The organism is Enterobacter sp. MG-EB028, assembly GCF_056673305.1.
In genome coordinates this window covers 2,341,827-2,357,367 of record NZ_CP195079.1, presented here as the reverse complement: position 1 = coordinate 2,357,367, position 15,541 = coordinate 2,341,827, and the positions used below count along the sequence as shown (strand labels likewise).

The 15,541-nt window shown below is 53.1% G+C and carries 16 protein-coding genes; 9 read left to right on the top strand and 7 right to left on the bottom strand.

What is annotated here, in order from left to right:
* Window positions 1-64: 64 nt before the first annotated feature.
* The 3 genes from ACR42C_RS11175 to ACR42C_RS11165 form a co-directional block, all read right to left on the bottom strand.
* Complete coding sequence (locus ACR42C_RS11175) at window positions 65-1,756, bottom strand: methyl-accepting chemotaxis protein (RefSeq protein WP_479985139.1); 1,692 nt, start codon at window positions 1,754-1,756, stop codon at window positions 65-67.
* 160 nt (window positions 1,757-1,916) lie between these two features.
* On the bottom strand, window positions 1,917-3,035 hold the full coding sequence (locus ACR42C_RS11170; protein ID WP_166711085.1) for an S-(hydroxymethyl)glutathione dehydrogenase/class III alcohol dehydrogenase: 1,119 nt from the start codon (window positions 3,033-3,035) through the stop codon (window positions 1,917-1,919).
* A gap of 31 nt (window positions 3,036-3,066) precedes the next feature.
* Window positions 3,067-3,342 carry a metal/formaldehyde-sensitive transcriptional repressor gene (locus ACR42C_RS11165; protein WP_479985138.1) on the bottom strand — a complete coding sequence of 92 codons (276 nt, stop codon included), beginning with the start codon at window positions 3,340-3,342 and terminating at the stop codon, window positions 3,067-3,069.
* A gap of 227 nt (window positions 3,343-3,569) precedes the next feature.
* On the opposite strand from ACR42C_RS11165, the gene ACR42C_RS11160 reads away from it, so the two are divergent.
* The 5 genes from ACR42C_RS11160 to ACR42C_RS11140 all read left to right on the top strand — a co-directional run bounded on the left by ACR42C_RS11160 (window position 3,570) and on the right by ACR42C_RS11140 (window position 6,651).
* Window positions 3,570-3,956 (top strand): hypothetical protein, encoded by a 387-nt coding sequence (locus tag ACR42C_RS11160; RefSeq protein WP_116340020.1) that lies wholly within the window; start codon window positions 3,570-3,572, stop codon window positions 3,954-3,956.
* Between the two features lie 176 nt (window positions 3,957-4,132).
* Window positions 4,133-4,756 (top strand): hypothetical protein, encoded by a 624-nt coding sequence (locus tag ACR42C_RS11155; RefSeq protein WP_479985137.1) that lies wholly within the window; start codon window positions 4,133-4,135, stop codon window positions 4,754-4,756.
* Complete coding sequence (locus ACR42C_RS11150; protein ID WP_479985136.1) at window positions 4,753-5,247, top strand: surface-adhesin E family protein; 495 nt, start codon at window positions 4,753-4,755, stop codon at window positions 5,245-5,247. Before ACR42C_RS11155 ends, ACR42C_RS11150 begins: the two co-directional genes overlap by 4 nt.
* A 25-nt stretch (window positions 5,248-5,272) precedes the next feature.
* Window positions 5,273-5,524 carry a hypothetical protein gene (locus ACR42C_RS11145; protein WP_116340023.1) on the top strand — a complete coding sequence of 84 codons (252 nt, stop codon included), beginning with the start codon at window positions 5,273-5,275 and terminating at the stop codon, window positions 5,522-5,524.
* 260 nt (window positions 5,525-5,784) lie between these two features.
* Entirely contained in the window at window positions 5,785-6,651 is an 867-nt protein-coding gene (locus ACR42C_RS11140) for an AraC family transcriptional regulator (protein ID WP_166711083.1), read from the top strand.
* A 51-nt stretch (window positions 6,652-6,702) separates the two neighbouring features.
* On the opposite strand, the gene ACR42C_RS11135 is transcribed toward ACR42C_RS11140, so the two are convergent.
* Complete coding sequence (locus tag ACR42C_RS11135) at window positions 6,703-7,632, bottom strand: LysR family transcriptional regulator (protein WP_316379102.1); 930 nt, start codon at window positions 7,630-7,632, stop codon at window positions 6,703-6,705.
* Window positions 7,633-7,722: 90 nt separating this feature from the next.
* Between ACR42C_RS11135 and ACR42C_RS11130 the strand changes: the two genes are divergently transcribed.
* The 3 genes from ACR42C_RS11130 to ACR42C_RS11120 all read left to right on the top strand — a co-directional run bounded on the left by ACR42C_RS11130 (window position 7,723) and on the right by ACR42C_RS11120 (window position 9,433).
* The gene (locus ACR42C_RS11130) at window positions 7,723-8,199 is read left to right on the top strand and encodes a GNAT family N-acetyltransferase (RefSeq protein ID WP_045260478.1); all 477 of its coding nucleotides are present in this window, start codon (window positions 7,723-7,725) and stop codon (window positions 8,197-8,199) included.
* 173 nt (window positions 8,200-8,372) lie between these two features.
* On the top strand, window positions 8,373-9,041 hold the full coding sequence (locus tag ACR42C_RS11125; RefSeq protein ID WP_479985135.1) for an epoxyqueuosine reductase QueH: 669 nt from the start codon (window positions 8,373-8,375) through the stop codon (window positions 9,039-9,041).
* 119 nt (window positions 9,042-9,160) lie between these two features.
* Window positions 9,161-9,433 carry an ElaB/YgaM/YqjD family protein gene (locus tag ACR42C_RS11120; protein WP_047651242.1) on the top strand — a complete coding sequence of 91 codons (273 nt, stop codon included), beginning with the start codon at window positions 9,161-9,163 and terminating at the stop codon, window positions 9,431-9,433.
* A gap of 25 nt (window positions 9,434-9,458) precedes the next feature.
* Here the strand turns inward: ACR42C_RS11120 and ACR42C_RS11115 are convergent, their stop codons facing one another.
* Window positions 9,459-10,922: an EAL domain-containing protein gene (locus ACR42C_RS11115; protein WP_163329283.1), complete on the bottom strand. Its 1,464-nt coding sequence runs from the start codon at window positions 10,920-10,922 to the stop codon at window positions 9,459-9,461.
* A gap of 280 nt (window positions 10,923-11,202) precedes the next feature.
* On the opposite strand from ACR42C_RS11115, the gene ACR42C_RS11110 reads away from it, so the two are divergent.
* Window positions 11,203-12,087 (top strand): helix-turn-helix domain-containing protein, encoded by an 885-nt coding sequence (locus ACR42C_RS11110; protein ID WP_116341127.1) that lies wholly within the window; start codon window positions 11,203-11,205, stop codon window positions 12,085-12,087.
* Between the two features lie 34 nt (window positions 12,088-12,121).
* Here ACR42C_RS11110 and ACR42C_RS11105 read toward each other — a convergent pair whose 3' ends face one another.
* Both ACR42C_RS11105 and ACR42C_RS11100 read right to left on the bottom strand, forming a co-directional pair.
* Window positions 12,122-13,297: an HlyD family type I secretion periplasmic adaptor subunit gene (locus tag ACR42C_RS11105; RefSeq protein ID WP_479985134.1), complete on the bottom strand. Its 1,176-nt coding sequence runs from the start codon at window positions 13,295-13,297 to the stop codon at window positions 12,122-12,124.
* Window positions 13,294-15,459: a type I secretion system permease/ATPase gene (locus ACR42C_RS11100; protein ID WP_479985133.1), complete on the bottom strand. Its 2,166-nt coding sequence runs from the start codon at window positions 15,457-15,459 to the stop codon at window positions 13,294-13,296. The genes ACR42C_RS11105 and ACR42C_RS11100 overlap by 4 nt, the downstream gene beginning before the upstream one ends.
* Between the last annotated feature and the right edge of the window lie 82 nt (window positions 15,460-15,541).

The window sequence follows — 15,541 nt, the reverse complement described above, 5'->3', positions numbered from 1 at the left end:
ACGCGGGCCTACAAATACAAGTAGGTCGGATAAGGCGAAGCCGCCACCCGACAAAACACGCGACTCAGAACGTCTCCCAGTTATCCCCCGAAACTGTCGCCGCCGGGCGCAACGGCGCGCTCGTCGCCACTGGCGCTGACGCCACCGCGCGGTTCGGCTTCGCACCGCTCAGACGAAATGCCCCGACCGCCTCGGTCAGACGCGCCCCCTGTTCTTCCAGCGACGCCGCCGCCGCGGAGGCTTCTTCCACCAGCGAGGCGTTCTGCTGGGTCACTTTATCCATCTCCGAAATGGCCTGGCTGACCTGCACGATACCGCGGCTCTGCTCGTCAGATGCGGCGGCAATTTCCAGCATGATGTCGGTCACGCGCTTAACCGCTTCGACGATCTCATTCATGGTGTTGCCTGCGGCAACGACCTCACCGGAACCCTGGTCAATCAGCGACACCGATTCGTTGATCAGGCTTTCGATCTCTTTTGCGGCGTTGGCGCTGCGGCTGGCCAGAGTTCGGACTTCGCTGGCCACCACGGCGAACCCGCGCCCCTGCTCGCCCGCGCGCGCCGCTTCTACCGCCGCGTTAAGCGCCAGGATATTGGTCTGGAAGGCGATGCTGTTGATCACCGCGGTAATCTCAGAGATTTTCTTCGAACTGGTCGAGATATTGCCCATGGTTTTCACCACGCCGGAGACCATCTGGCCGCCACGGCTGGCTTTTCCGGAGGCATCCTCCGCCAGCTTGCTGGCATGATGCGCGTTATCGGCGTTCTGCTTCACCGTGGCGGTCAGTTGCTCCATGCTCGCGGCTGTCTGCTCAATGGCCGCGGCCTGCTGCTCGGTGCGCGAAGAGAGATCGGTGTTACCGGCTGAAATCTCGCTGGTACCGCGGTAGATCTCCTCCGCCCCCTGACGGACGGTGCCGACCGTTGTTTCAAGGGAGTGCTGCATGGTTTGCAGATGGCGCGTCAGGCGGCCAATTTCGCTGCGTCCGGCCACGTCGTCCGGCATCGTCAGGTCGCCTTTGGCGATATTCTCGATACGTTTCGCTGCACGCTGCAACGGATTAATGACCGTGCGGCGCAGCACAACGAAGGTCATCGCGGTCAGCACCAGCGCCAGCGCAAACGCCCCCACCATAAACATCAGGCCCAGCTGCGTGCGGCTGTGCGCCTGTGCCGTCAGCGCGTTGGCGCGGTCAGTACGGATCTTAATCGCCTTCAGCAGAACGGCGTTATAAGCGTCATCCAGCGGGCGGGCGGTTTCATTTTCGTGGTTGATGATCGCCTCGAACATGCCGTTTTTGGCAAATTTGACCATCGGCTGCAGGCCCGCGATATAGGCGTCGTAGCGTGCCTTCAGGTCCGCATCCAGCGCTTCGTCCGCCGGGCTACGCACGGAACGATTCATATAGGCGGTAAAGCTATCCTGGGACTGCTTAATTCGCGTTTCCGCCTCGCGGATGTTCTGCTTCATCGCTTCCATCTCCGCGATACGGCTTGCCGCCCCGGCGTGGATCATATTGATACGCGCGGTTCGCAGATGGTTTGAGCTGTTCGACAGCCCCATACGCACCTGAATTTCAGATGTAACGTCCTGCTGATCGTTATCGGCCTGCAGCAGGAAATACCCCGCCAGCCCTGAGCTCAAGGCAAACAGCAGAATAATGCCACCGAGAATGGAGGAAAACAGCGGAACCAGCCTGATGTGATGCAGGAAGCCCAGCTTGCGCTGCGCCTGCATCGAAGTAGTGTTGTCCATGACCGTCGACTCTCTTGTAGGGAAGATGCGTAAAAACATGCGTGTTAAATAGTCATCGGCACGGTGGGGATTTAGATTACGGCTAAAAACGCCGCATTGGTCACACTTTAGAGAAGATTATTAAAGAAATGCCAGCGGCTAAAAACCGCTGGCAGAAGAGTTACTTGTCGCCGAAATGAATGACGGTGCGGATGGATTTTCCTTCGTGCATCAGATCGAACGCGTCGTTGATCTGCTCCAGCGGCAAACGGTGGGTAATGAACGGGTCGAGCTGAATTTTACCGACCATCGCATCCTCCACCATGCCAGGAAGCTGGGTACGCCCCTTCACGCCGCCAAAGGCGGAGCCGCGCCAGACGCGTCCGGTGACCAGCTGGAATGGACGGGTTTTGATCTCCTGGCCCGCCCCGGCCACGCCGATGATGATGCTCTCGCCCCAGCCTTTATGGCAGCACTCCAGCGCGGAACGCATCACGTTCACGTTGCCGATACACTCGAAGCTGAAGTCCACGCCGCCGTCGGTCATCTCTACGATGACCTCCTGAATCGGTTTCTCGTGATCTTTCGGGTTCACAAAATCGGTCGCGCCCATTTCGCCCGCCAGCTTGAATTTTTCCGGGTTGGTATCGACCGCGATGATACGACCGGCCTTCGCCTGGACTGCGCCCTGAATCACCGCCAGACCAATGCCGCCAAGACCAAACACCGCCACGGTGTCGCCCTCTTTGACTTTTGCCGTGTTATGCACCGCGCCAATGCCAGTGGTGACGCCGCAGCCCAGCAGGCAGACTTTATCCAGCGGCGCCTGAGGGTTCACCTTCGCCAGGGAGATCTCCGCGCAAACGGTGTATTCGCTGAAGGTACTGGTACCCATGTAGTGATAGATTGGCTCACCGTTGTAGGAGAAACGGGTGGTGCCGTCCGGCATCAGCCCTTTCCCCTGGGTGGCGCGAACGGCCTGGCAGAGGTTAGTTTTGCCGGATTTACAAAACTTACACTCGCCGCATTCCGCGGTATACAGCGGGATAACGTGATCGCCAGGCTTCAGGCTGGTCACGCCCTCGCCCACTTCCACCACAATCCCGCCGCCTTCATGACCCAGCACCGCCGGGAAGACGCCTTCCGGATCGTCACCGGAGAGGGTAAACGCATCGGTATGGCACACGCCGGTATGGGTGATTTTGATCAGCACTTCGCCTTTTTTCGGCGGTGCTACGTCGATTTCGACGATTTTCAGCGGCTGGCCGGGGCCAAATGCGACAGCAGCGCGAGATTTCATAGTGACGTCCCTTATTGTGAGGTGTGTGGGTTTATTTTAGATAAGAGCGCAGCAAATGGCCGACTTCCGCCATGCGTACGGCTCGCTGATCCGGCGTTGTGTCTCCCGTCACCAGCTCGTCTTTGAGATGAATTTCAACCATTTCGCCCATCAGGCCATTGGCAGCCCCGCGCACGGCGGCAATTTGCTGCAGAATGGACAGACAGGGGTCGCCAGACTCCAGCGCGCGTTCAAGGGCATCAACCTGGCCCCGAATGCGACGAACGCGCGTCAGAATACGTTTTTTATCCTCGGGTGAGTGCGGCATATACCCTCCTGATACTATAGGGGGGTATTGTATCTTTTAAAGCAACTTTATGTAAACATTAAGTTTTATATGGTTATTAGCCGGTTTCTTAACATGTTAAAAGTTTCGGTACTCAACTCTTATTCTCCCTGCCCTATTCGTGATATTAGATAAAAAGCGAAGAGGTATCTGAAAATGATTTTCTGCTGCCTGAATTAAATACCCGGCGACAGTCAGGGAAAATGAGGATGTGTCAAGATCTGAATACTATTCAGAAAAACGCAAACCATAAACTAGCTAAGCAGGACGTTTTTGTGTTAAATGGTGACATCAATCAGCAGGTGGTCATCGTGAAATTTTTTTGGCTAATTTTAAAACTCATAACAGCATCACTTTATGTGTTCCTGGTAGTTTTTAGTTCTGGATTTGTAGGTTCGAGTACAGCCAATGCAATTAATCTTGAAACACTTAACCTAAACTATGAATTAATTGCAAAGGATTCGGCGGCATACGCAATCTGCGCAACTGGTGCGACATTAGTTGTGCCACCTGTCTTATATTTAATTCAGCATTATGTCTGGCCTGTATTGAAGTTTATCGGCCTGAAGATTCGCTACTTCTTTCATGGATACTAAAACTTCGCAGGTTTTTAAACGAAGGCAATAACCCATCGCTAGACGCTCGATGAGCAGGATTAACTGACTGTAGGTTAGGCATTCAATACGCCTGATAATGTAGTAAAATAAAAAGCGTAAAGTCTCATCCTGATGAGCCGATAAAAACAGGGTCTTTTTTATTATAGGGAAATTACATGCGTAAACTCATCTCCTCCATTGGGCTCATAGCGGGTATGGCTGCAGCCTCACCCGCAGTTCACGCCAGCACGTTGACACAAAGTTTGACCCGTTGCGACTCAACCTTTTTCAGCGAGATTTATCATCAGCGAGCCAAACTCAGCCGCTTAGCCCCCTTAACGCTTAACAAGCATTCGCAGGCCTGGTTCAAAGCCCCTGAAGACGGCAATCGCAACGTCTGGTTTACCCAACCACTGCATGAATTAAATCTGACGGTATCGGGATATTATATACAAACCAGCAATCTCGATGAAATCAATTACGGTAAGTACTATTACTGGGGACTAATTTTCAAAGAGTCACCGGAAGAAGTAATGTCCAAACTCGATCGTTTATCCTGGAAAAAGGCGGGAGACGATTATGTTTCTCAGACGATGATTAAAATCAACCCAAACAGTGACTGGGAAGACAACGCGCAGGCGGTGTCAGGTATTGCTCCGGCAAAAGAAAGTACCGAAAAGCTGTTAATTCTCAGCAAAGGTAAAGAAGGGACATTATTGCTCTGTACCGTTCAGGGGAATGTAACGCCTGACATGCTGACGACATTACGACCTGATTTATCCGCAGGGGGTGCGAAATGAAAAAGCTAACATGGCTGGTATTACTTATGCTGACAGGTTGTACCGGGATAGGTAAACCCCTGCTGCAGTCTACGCCCAAGCCACCGGCTGGCGTCATAAAAATTCTTGAAGATCAAAAAGTCACTTCATATATCGATCTTCGGGTGATTTCAACTTATCAGGGTAACGACCACTTGCGCCGCTTTTATTTCATCAATAACTACGCCGAGCAGGAACTCATCATAAAAAATCCTCCCGTCTACATAGCGAGTTCCCGGGCAATCGACGTGATTAATTGCGACAAAAACGAGCGTGCCATTATGGCGCGAACCTATTTTTCCAAACCGTTCGCGGAAGGCGATGTCATACATGTGTCACAGGATGTGGGGCAATGGGAAAGTTTCCCGAAAGGCTCTCTTTTTGGGATAATAGCTGAAAGCATGTGCAGTATTCCCGTTGAAAAACTCAAGCCAGAGCCGGCGAAAGAAAGTCGCAAACCGTTACTGGATTGATAGAACCTTCACGACCTAAGCTTCTATGGACAAACTAACAACACTCTACATTAAAGCGCGCGCTGGGCTGTCCCCCTACGAAAAAACGCCCGAATCCTTATTGATAAAAATGGCAAAGCAATGTGGTCGCAATGAGATAGCCGCTATCCATATCAGGCTCAAACAGTTCCGCTCAGAGCTTGCGATGGCTGAAGAATGGGACGGTGATGAGCAGGACATGATATGGGAAGCAATTGACGAGCACTGTAAGTTGTTAGGGCTGATCGCTGACAAATAGTCCACCTTTTTCGGAGGACAGATTTAACTTCATCCCTCAGTCCATTCAGCGTTGATAGCGTCGAAAATATTGTAATGCCAGGGGATCAACCTGGCATTCGTGTCCCAGATTCCTTCCCCGCACCTGCTTAATGACGCGGGTTAAAGCCAGAACAATATGGCCCTCACAGGAAAAAACTTTGTCAACGATGAAACTAGTCAGCAAGATCGGTCAGGATTATATCCATTCGGTGAGGCAAAGTGGGTCATCAGGAGGATGCAATGAACGATGCAATCAAAACGGCCTACCGCGAGCGTTTCACGATGGTGTGCGACTATATCGCCAACCATCTCGATGAACCGCTTACGCTGGAGAAGCTCAGCGCGTTAGCCTGCTGTTCGCCTTATCATTTTCACCGACAGTTTCTGGCATTTAGCGGTCAGCCTCTGTATCGCTATATCCAGTGGCTGCGTCTGCGTCATGCTTCCTGGCGACTGGCGTTTAATCCTCAGGATAAGGTGATTGATATTGCGCTCGATGCCGGGTTCCAGAGCCCTGAATCGTTCAGTCGCGCCTTCAGAAACGCGTTTGGAAAAAGCCCGCGTCAGTTTCGGCAGCAGCCGGACTGGCTGAACTGGCACCAGCGCGTACCGAAAATGACCTTTCAGGAGCAAAAAACGATGGAAGTTAAGATTGTCGATTTCCCACAGACCCAGGTGGCAATGCTGCAGCACCGTGGCAGCCCGGATCGGGTTAATGACAGCGCGGCGAAATTTATTGCCTGGCGTAAAAGCACGGGCCTATCGCCAGTACACGAAAGCAGCACGTTTGGCATTGCCTGGGATGACCCGGCAACCACACCCGCAGACGCCTTTCGTTTCGATATCTGCGGCAGTATCTCGGAACCGATACCAGAGAATGAATTTGGCGTTTCCAGTGGTGAAATTGACGGCGGACGCTACGCCGTCGGGCGTCACACCGGTTCGCTGGATACCATTTCCGCCACGGTGTGGGCAATGTTTCGCGACTGGCTACCGGCCAGCGGCGAAACGCTGCGCGATGCCCCGGTGTTTTTCCATTACCTCAATTTTATTCACGAGGTGCCAGAACATGCGCTGCAAACGGATATCTACCTGCCGTTAAAGTGACTATCCCTTATTGACCGCCATTTCTGCCGGGCGGCACAGCGCTTGCCCGGCCTACAGTCCCCTGCCAGCCTGCGCCAGCGTTTGCAGCTCCTCCTTAAGCCATCGGGTCGCGCCCCGCTGGCCGCTGCGTTTATGCGAGTATATTTTCACTTCAAACGTGTGTATCGAAAACGGTAAAGGAAAAATCCTCAGGTCCGCTGCCGTCGTCAGCTTCTCAGCGGCAAAACGAGGGATCGCCATCAGCAGGTCGCTTTCCGCAACGATAAACGGTGCGCTCAGCATCGACGGCGTTTTGATCGCAATGTGCCGCGTATAGCCCAGTTGCTCAAGCCGTAAATCCAGAACGCCCTGCTTCTCGTTCCACGGCGTCACCACCAGGTGTCGGGCAGCGAGATAATCCTCCAGCGTCAGCCGCGTCCGGCGCGCGTTGCTGATGACCACATACTCATCTTCAAACCAGCCGATCTCCTCCAGTTCCGGATGGCGGATATCATCCGGCGTGCTGAAACCGAGTGCCAGATCCACTTCACCCGCCAGCAGTTCCGTCAGCGCCGGGCTGTGCGGCAGATAGCGCAATTCGAAACGCAGCCCCGGGGCAGCAAGCTGCAGCTTGTGCATCAGGGCGGGAAAAATGCACAGCGCGGTAAAGTCCGTAATCCCAATTTGTACGCTTTCGGTACTGCTGGCCGCGTCAAACTCCGGCTGCGGGGTCAGCTCCTGATTAAGAAATGACAATGCGGAAGCAATGGAAGGCGCGAGCTGAGAAGCATACACGCTGGGGGACATACGATGCCCTTCCCGAAAAAAGAGCGGATCGTTAAGGGTCATGCGCAGACGCGACAGCGCATGGCTTAGCGCCGAGGTGCTCATCGCCAGCTCGTCGGCTGCGAGGCGAACGGAACGGTGGCGGTAAATGGCGTCAAAAATGGGCAGCAGGTTTAAATCAAGACGTCTCAGAGCCGGATGCATAATATTCATCATTTGTTGATTTCATTGCACTTAATTCTTCGGACAATACTCCGTATGCTTAACGCCATCAATCGCGAACCATGCAAAAAAACAGGAAAAACAATGAGCATAACCCTTCGTCAGGCCCGTCCCGAAGATGCCGCGGCCATTTACGCCATGATCTATGAGCTGGCGGTATATGAAAAAGCGCCCGAAGAGGTCGTAACCACGCCGGACGAGATCCGGGAAACCCTCTTTGGTGCGGGCAGTAAAACCGAGGCGTTGATCGCTGAGTTTGACGGCAGGATCGCCGGCTATGCCGTGTTCTTCACCAGCTATTCGACCTGGCTTGGACGCAACGGTATTTATATGGAAGACCTCTATATTTCCCCGGACTATCGCGGTAAAGGCGCGGGCAGAGCGCTGCTGAAACATATCGCGCAGCTCGCGGTAAAACGGCAGTGTGGCCGCCTTGAATGGAGCGTGCTGGACTGGAACCAGCCCGCCATCGATTTTTATCTGAGCATTGGCGCGCTGCCGCAGTCCGAATGGGTGCGCTACCGTCTTGACGGCGAAGCGCTGCTCAAATTTGCCGAATAATGACCACCTGAGCCGTATGTTCCCCTCACCCTAACCCTCTCCCCAGAGGGGCGAGGGGATTGTTCGCTGCTTGCGTTTATTTATGAGGATCCCTCAGCTCATCAGTACAGTCTGAATAGATTAATAACGTGTGCTACAATTCCATAAATTTCATTAACATATTGTAGAGCAACATGAGTACGACTCCTTTCGTCCGCCCGCAACTCACCCTGCCCAGCGGCGCTGATAAACTTCTGCTGCACTCCTGCTGCGCCCCCTGCTCCGGTGAAGTAATGGAAGCCATTCAGGCCTCGGGTATTGATTACACCATTTTCTTCTATAACCCCAATATCCATCCGCAAAAGGAATACCTCATCCGCAAGGAGGAGAATATCCGTTTTGCGGAAAAACACGGCGTGCCGTTTGTCGATGCCGATTACGACACCGATAACTGGTTTGAACGCGCGAAAGGCATGGAGTGGGAACCCGAGCGCGGCGTTCGCTGCACCATGTGCTTCGATATGCGTTTCGAGCGCACAGCGCTTTATGCGGCAGAAAATGGTTTTAGCGTTATCAGCAGTTCGCTGGGGATTTCCCGCTGGAAAAATATGCAGCAGATAAACGACTGCGGCCAGCGTGCGGCAGCGCGCTATCCGGGGATGGTCTACTGGGACTACAACTGGCGCAAACAGGGCGGCTCCTCACGCATGATTGAGATCAGTAAGCGGGAACAGTTTTACCAGCAGGAATATTGCGGCTGCGTGTATTCCCTTCGGGACAGCAACCTGCACCGCAAGTCTCAGGGCCGCCCGCTTATCCGGATTGGAAAACTGTATTACGGCCAGGATGAGAACGAAAAATAACGCTCTCATCTCGTGTAGATATATCCGAAAACAGGTCAATCCCCTCCGAAATTTAGCGTTACGCCTCTCATCTTTTCAAAGAGAGGCTATCCTTTAACTATCAACAAAAGGAGGCAAAAATGTCTGATTTCGGTACTGATAAAAACACCCAGTTTGCTGAAGACAAAGCAAAAAATAAATTTGATGAGCTTGCAGGTTCAGCCCAGCAGCAGTTCGGTGAATTTGTTGATTCACCAAAACACCAGGTAAAAGGCGCTGCGAAAAAATATGCGGCGCAGGCCAGCGATGCCGTCTCTGACGTCACTGAAGCGGTCAGAAATAATCCGCTGACCGGTCTCATCGCAGCGGGTGCCGTCGGTATTGTGCTTGGCTTGTTGCTGGGACGTAAATAATCAAGGCCCTTCGGGGCTTTATTTTTTAGCTGAACAATCTCACCATACGGTCTAACTCCTCCTCTTTCACGGCGCGCGAAAGATAATATCCCTGAAAGTTTTTCACACCCAGCTCAACTAATTTTTCAAATTTCTCTTCACTGTCAACGCCCTCTGCAATGCAAGCCGTTCCGGTCATGTCGCTGTAAATCTGTATCGCTTTAATCAGATTATAATCGTTATCGTTCGCCACAAAATGATCGACGATGTCCCGGTCCAGTTTCAGCCCATCAAAATGCACCTGCCTGACGGGGAACATGGCGTGATGGCTTGAGAAGCAGTCGTCAAGAAACAGTCTGCACCCCGTATTACGCAGATGGCGCATGGTTTCAGGGATATTTTTGTCTTTCGTCACATCAATATCTTCCGCGAATTCAAAGACCAGCTTTTCCGCCCACTGGGGGTTGAGCAGCATGCCGATGGCTTTCCTGGCCATCTCTGGCAGTGCATTCCCGGACGCCAGGCGAGGCGGTATATTCACTGAAAAATAGAACTTACCATTATATTTATTAATCCCGGAAACGGCGGCATGAATCACCAATGCCGTAATTTTTAGCCATACTTCATAATTATCGATATCATTCAAAAAACGGGCGGGCTTGACTATTTTTCCGTTTTTATTCCAGCGAATGAGTATCTCAAACCCCACTCCTTTTTTGTCACAATCGGTAATAATTTGATAAGCGGGGAATATTTCCCTTTTTACCAGCGCATTAAAAACCTCCGCTTCTTTATCCGTGAAGTCCACTCTTTGACTTTGGCTTTTAATCCGCTTTTCCACTTTGAATGTGTGCGGTTCATTCAACCATCGTTTAATATAATGTAATTTCTGCAAACCTTCTTTACGATGGGTATAAACCGTTTTATTAGAAAGCCTCAGTCTGTCGCACATATCTTTTATGGACATGCCGCGATAGAAATTTAATAAAACATCAACCTCTCTTCTTGTCAGCCATTTAAGGTTTTCACGCGACGAGCAATCCAGATAGTAATCGCGTAATAAGCGCGAGCGGTCTCTAAACCCATTATTGTGGGTGTGGAAGCAGGTTATTACATCAGAAACGCTGGCTATACGAATCAGTGATAATTGATAGCTGTTATTTAAAAGGCTACCCAGAGTTCGATAGAGCCAGCTGTCGGGTATATCACCATACAGGGTTACACAACGAATAACAGGAAGTGCATTGAGTACGGAAGCCAGTCGCGTCAGGCTCTCCAGCAGAGTTACCGTACCTTTTCCCAGGAACACTACGATGTGAGCATTCTGATGAATAAGGATATTTTCCTTGTCCAGTTGAGATAGCTCATCTCCATCAAAATGTATATGCGCAGCCTCTATTCCGTACTTTTTGAGCAGCAGGCGATACCCCTGAAACGTAAAACCGCAGGTTGAAATGACAAATCTTTGCTCATTGCTCGCGACATTCCTGAGAGAAACTTTATGGGTCATAACCTGCTCCTGGGCACGAAAGCGCCATTATTATTATGAATATGTAAACCAACAGCGGTGTGTATAATAATTTTACAATACACCTCCAGGTTAAGATACTGTTATCAACGCCACGCACCGGAACATCTTTGCGTTAATCACCCTTTTCCACGCACCGATATAAATATATGTTTCTTTTAAAATAACGACCGCAAGCCACTTTTTCTCAGGTATAATGAAAATTCCGAAAAAGAAGGCTGGATACTTCATCTATCGGCTCATCAAATACGAGAAAAATGCTATGGATAATCACATCTCATCCAGGGCCTTGCTACATCGAAGGGATGTTATAAAGAGCAACCCGCGATTTAGTGAGGCAATATTAGAGCACTACACAATCAATGACGCCATCTACAAAAAACAACCTTTGTTCTATAAGACAATGCTTCAGGAATCACGGTTTAACATTATCCTCTCCATGTGTTGTTTTATATTTGGCAATCAGGCCGAATCTGTTTCAGAGATTAAAGAGTTATGTTCCCGCTATAAAATAGCCAGCCCCAACAGCGTAATTGCGATCATTACAATACTTCGGACCACGGGGCGCATCAGGACCTGGCGCTGTACGGAAGACCGGCGCAAAACAAGAATTGCCCCAACCGAAAAAGGATTGAATGAACTCAAGCGCTATATGTCCGGTGCATTTTTGCCCGTCAGCACTCTTTACCCGACGTTTAATATTGATGTAAACCTGCTCGATAATGACACGTTGAGAAATAATTTCTTCCGCCGCGCGGCGGAGTATCTCTTTCGTGGATTAACGTTCAGAAAAGTTTTACCGGAGGTAGGGTTATTTATAGATAAGGACGGAGGCCGCATGATTATGCTGTATCTTTACCTGCAGGCCATAAAAAACAAATCTGCCCATGGCGCGGTTATTGACTATTCCGCCAGCACGCTCGCGAAAGAATTCTTTGTCTCCCGGATCCACGTCAACCGAATTATCAAATCGGCGCAAGAGGCAGGCTATCTGAAAGATCGCGGTGACGGTCGCCTGTCGGTGTATCCGGCGTTTTTCGAACTGGTCGAAAACTATGCCGGATTATATTTCGCCTACGTCACACATTACATTAACGTGGTGCCGAAGGAGCGACGCCACCCAAACATCGTAACGTCAACGGTATAATGCAGATGGCGTTCGGTATCCCGAACGCCAACCCTTATCTCTCGCGCAGCGCCTCTTTTGCCTTGTTGAGCGGTTTCAGCAGATAATCCAGGATAGTTTTGCTGCCGGTTTTGATATCAACGGTAGCAATCATGCCCGGAAAGACCGGAAAGGTTTTGCCCTGCTTATTGGTCAGATGGTTACTGTCGGTAAGGATATAGACGCGGTAGTAGTAGACATCTCTTTTCACCTCGTCCTGCAACGTGTCCGGTGAAATCATGGTCACTTCGCCCTCCAGCCCGCCGTAAATGGAGTAGTCATAGGCCGTAATTTTCACCAGCGCTTTCTGACCGGGGTGGATAAACGCAACATCACGCGGCGAGATTTTCGCCTCAACCACCATCTGGTCGTCCAGCGGCACCAGGCTCATCAGCTTGCCGTTCGGAGGGATAACGCCGCCCACGGTCGTAACGTCAATATCCTTCACGATCCCGCGCACCGGCGCGTTGAAGGTCAGCCGGGTCAGGGAGTCCTCACGCCCTTTCATCACCGAACGCTGGGCTTCAATCTCCGCGTTGGCTTTCGCCAGCTCTTCGCGGGCGCGGACGTAATACTGGTTTTTCATCTCGGTAATTTTGTTCTCAAGCTCATTTTTTTGACGCTCAAGACGTAACACCTCAACCTTGCTGGCCGCCCCCTGGGTGACCAGCGGACGGGTCAGCGACAGCTCGCGCTGGACCAGCTCGGCGCCCTGACGTAAGCCGGCCAGCCCTTTTTCAAGGCTCTCGCGACGGGACTGATAAAGCGCCGTTTCCTGTTTAACCAGCTCAACATCATCGTCCAGCTCCTCGGGAAACGCGAGCTCCGTGTCGTTGACTTCGGCCTTCAGACGCGCAGCCGTTGCCAGCGCCGCGTTCAGACGAGACTCGCTCTCCAGCACGCTGGACTCGGTTTTGGTCCGGTCAAGCTGTGCCAGCTGCTGGCCGCGTTCCACAATGTCACCTTCGCGCACCATCAGGCTGTGAATAATCCCCCCTTCCAGGGATTGAATCACCTGCTCGTGGGAAGACGGTATCACCTTGCCGCTGCCGGTCGTGACTTCATCCAGCTGGAACAGGCTCGCCCAGGCGATAAATACCGCCAGCAGGGCGAACAGCGACCATGCCACCAGTGACGATCGCGGCAGACGAGGCTCTTTCAGACGGCTGTTAAAACGGGAGAAATCGTTCATGCCACGCCCTCCGTTTTCATGGTAACAGTACGCTGCGGTGCTTTCTGCGGCGCCAGCCCGTGCTGATGCAGGATCGCGTCGCGCGGGCCGTCCATCACCACTTTGCCGTTTTCCAGCACGATGATGCGGTCGACCAGGTCCAGAATCGGCAGGCGATGGGTTGCCACCACCAGCGTCCGGCGCTTGCCCAGCCATTTGTGAAGATGTTGTATAAACTGCTTCTCGCTCATTTCGTCCAGCCAGGCGGTAGGCTCGTCCAGCAGCAGGATATTAGGGGAAGTGATCAGCGCGCGCGCCAGCAGCAGCGCCTGACGCTGGCCGCCCGACAGGCCAGCCCCGCCTTCGTTGATGATATAGTTCAGCCCCATTTTCTGCTTGCGCACAAACTCCAGCGCGCCGCTGTTGACCAGCGCCTGATGAATTTCATCGTCGGTGGCGAGCGGATTCCCCATCAGGATGTTGTCCCGCACGGAGCCAAAGAACAGCCGGGCCTGCTGGCTAAGCAGCTGCATGTCGCGACGCAGGTCGGCCGGGTCCAGGTGATTGAGAGCAACATCGTCCAGCAAAATGCTCCCCTGCTGCGGCTCCTGCATGCCAGCAAGAAGCTGCAGCAGCGTGCTTTTGCCGGAGCCGTTACGCCCGAGCACCGCCACGCGCTCCCCGGCGCGGATCTGCAGCTTGCTGATGTTGAGCACGGTAAGTTTCTCTTCCTCGTCGTAATAGAACCCGACGTCTTCAAGCGCATAGTCGCCGCGCAGGTGCGCTTTGTGCACCTTCTTGCCGTGCTGCGGATCGTCAATCGGGCGTTGCATCAGGTCGTCCAGCCCCTTGCGGGCCACTTTTGCCGACTGCCAGCGCGAGAGCACGCCTGAAATCTGCGACAGCGGCGCGATGGTGCGCGACGCCAGAATCGAGGTCCCGACCAGCGCGCCGGTGGTCATGTCGCCGCTGATGACCAGGTAGCAGCCCACCAGCAGCACCACCGCATAGACGATGGACTGCACCTCCTGCGTCCAGGTGAGCAGCAGGCCCGTCAGCCAGCGCTGCTTCATGCCGACGCTGGCGGCCACGTCGTTGGTGTTGTTCCACTGGTTCTGGAAACGCTGCTCGGCGCGCATCAGCTTGATGTCTTCAATGCCCTGCACCGCCTCCACCAGCGTGGCGTTACGGATGGCGGATTCGCGCATCCCTTCGCTGGAGAGCTTCCCCAGCGGGCGCTGCACCAGCAGGCCCGGAATGAGCAGCAGCGGCACGGCGAGCAGAACCACCAGCACCAGCGGACCGCCAATCATCCACAGAATAAAGACGAACAGCAGGAAAAACGGCAGATCGGAAATCGCCGCAATGGTGGTCGAGGTGATCAGCTCGCGCACCGACTCCAGCTCGCGGATCTGGGCGATAAAGGATCCGGTTGATTTCGAGCGCGCGCCGTTTTTAATCCGCAGCGCGTGGGCAAAAACGCGTTCAGAGATGCGCAGGTCGGTGCGCTTCCCCACCACGTCAGAAATATGCACCCGCAGCATGCGCATGATGAATTCGAACACGATGGCAATCATCACGCCGCCAAACAGCACCCACAACGTGGCTTCCGACTGGGACGGTACCACCCTGTCATAGACCTGCATGGAGAAGACCATGCCGGAGAGCGCCAGCACGTTAGCCACCAGCGCCACCAGCATAATGTCGCTGTAGCGTCGCCAGTCCTTCAGCGCCAGCTGCCAGAACCAGTTTTTCTCATACGGTTTGATGTAGTCGTCCACGCGGGCATCCGGCGTGGATTCGAGGGGGCGCAACACCATCAGCCCCTTTAACCGTGCCCCGAGTTCGTCACGCGTCAGCGTCGTCTCCAGCCCACCGTCGCCGCTGAACTGCAGGCTGACGTTGCCATCGTTGTCCATGCGGTTAATGACCGCGATTTGTCCGCCAGTGAATTCCGCGAGAAGCGGCAGGCGCCATGGATCGAGAGAGACCGCCTCGGCCGCCACCACACGCATCCCCAGCCCAAGCTGGCGCGCCATTTCCTCCAGCACCAGTTGGCGCGGAGACTGGCTTTCATGGTTAATCGTGACCCGAACATGCTCCGCGGAAAAGTCCAGCCGGTAGTGCTTCGCGATGATGAGCATGCCCTGCAGCCAGGGTTCGTACTGTGGATGTGTCTTCATAATGCTACGTCCTGTCCAGGGCGATAATTTCGCCCTGAAATGATACCTTTACGGGGTGATTAAAATTCGAACACTCTTTAAA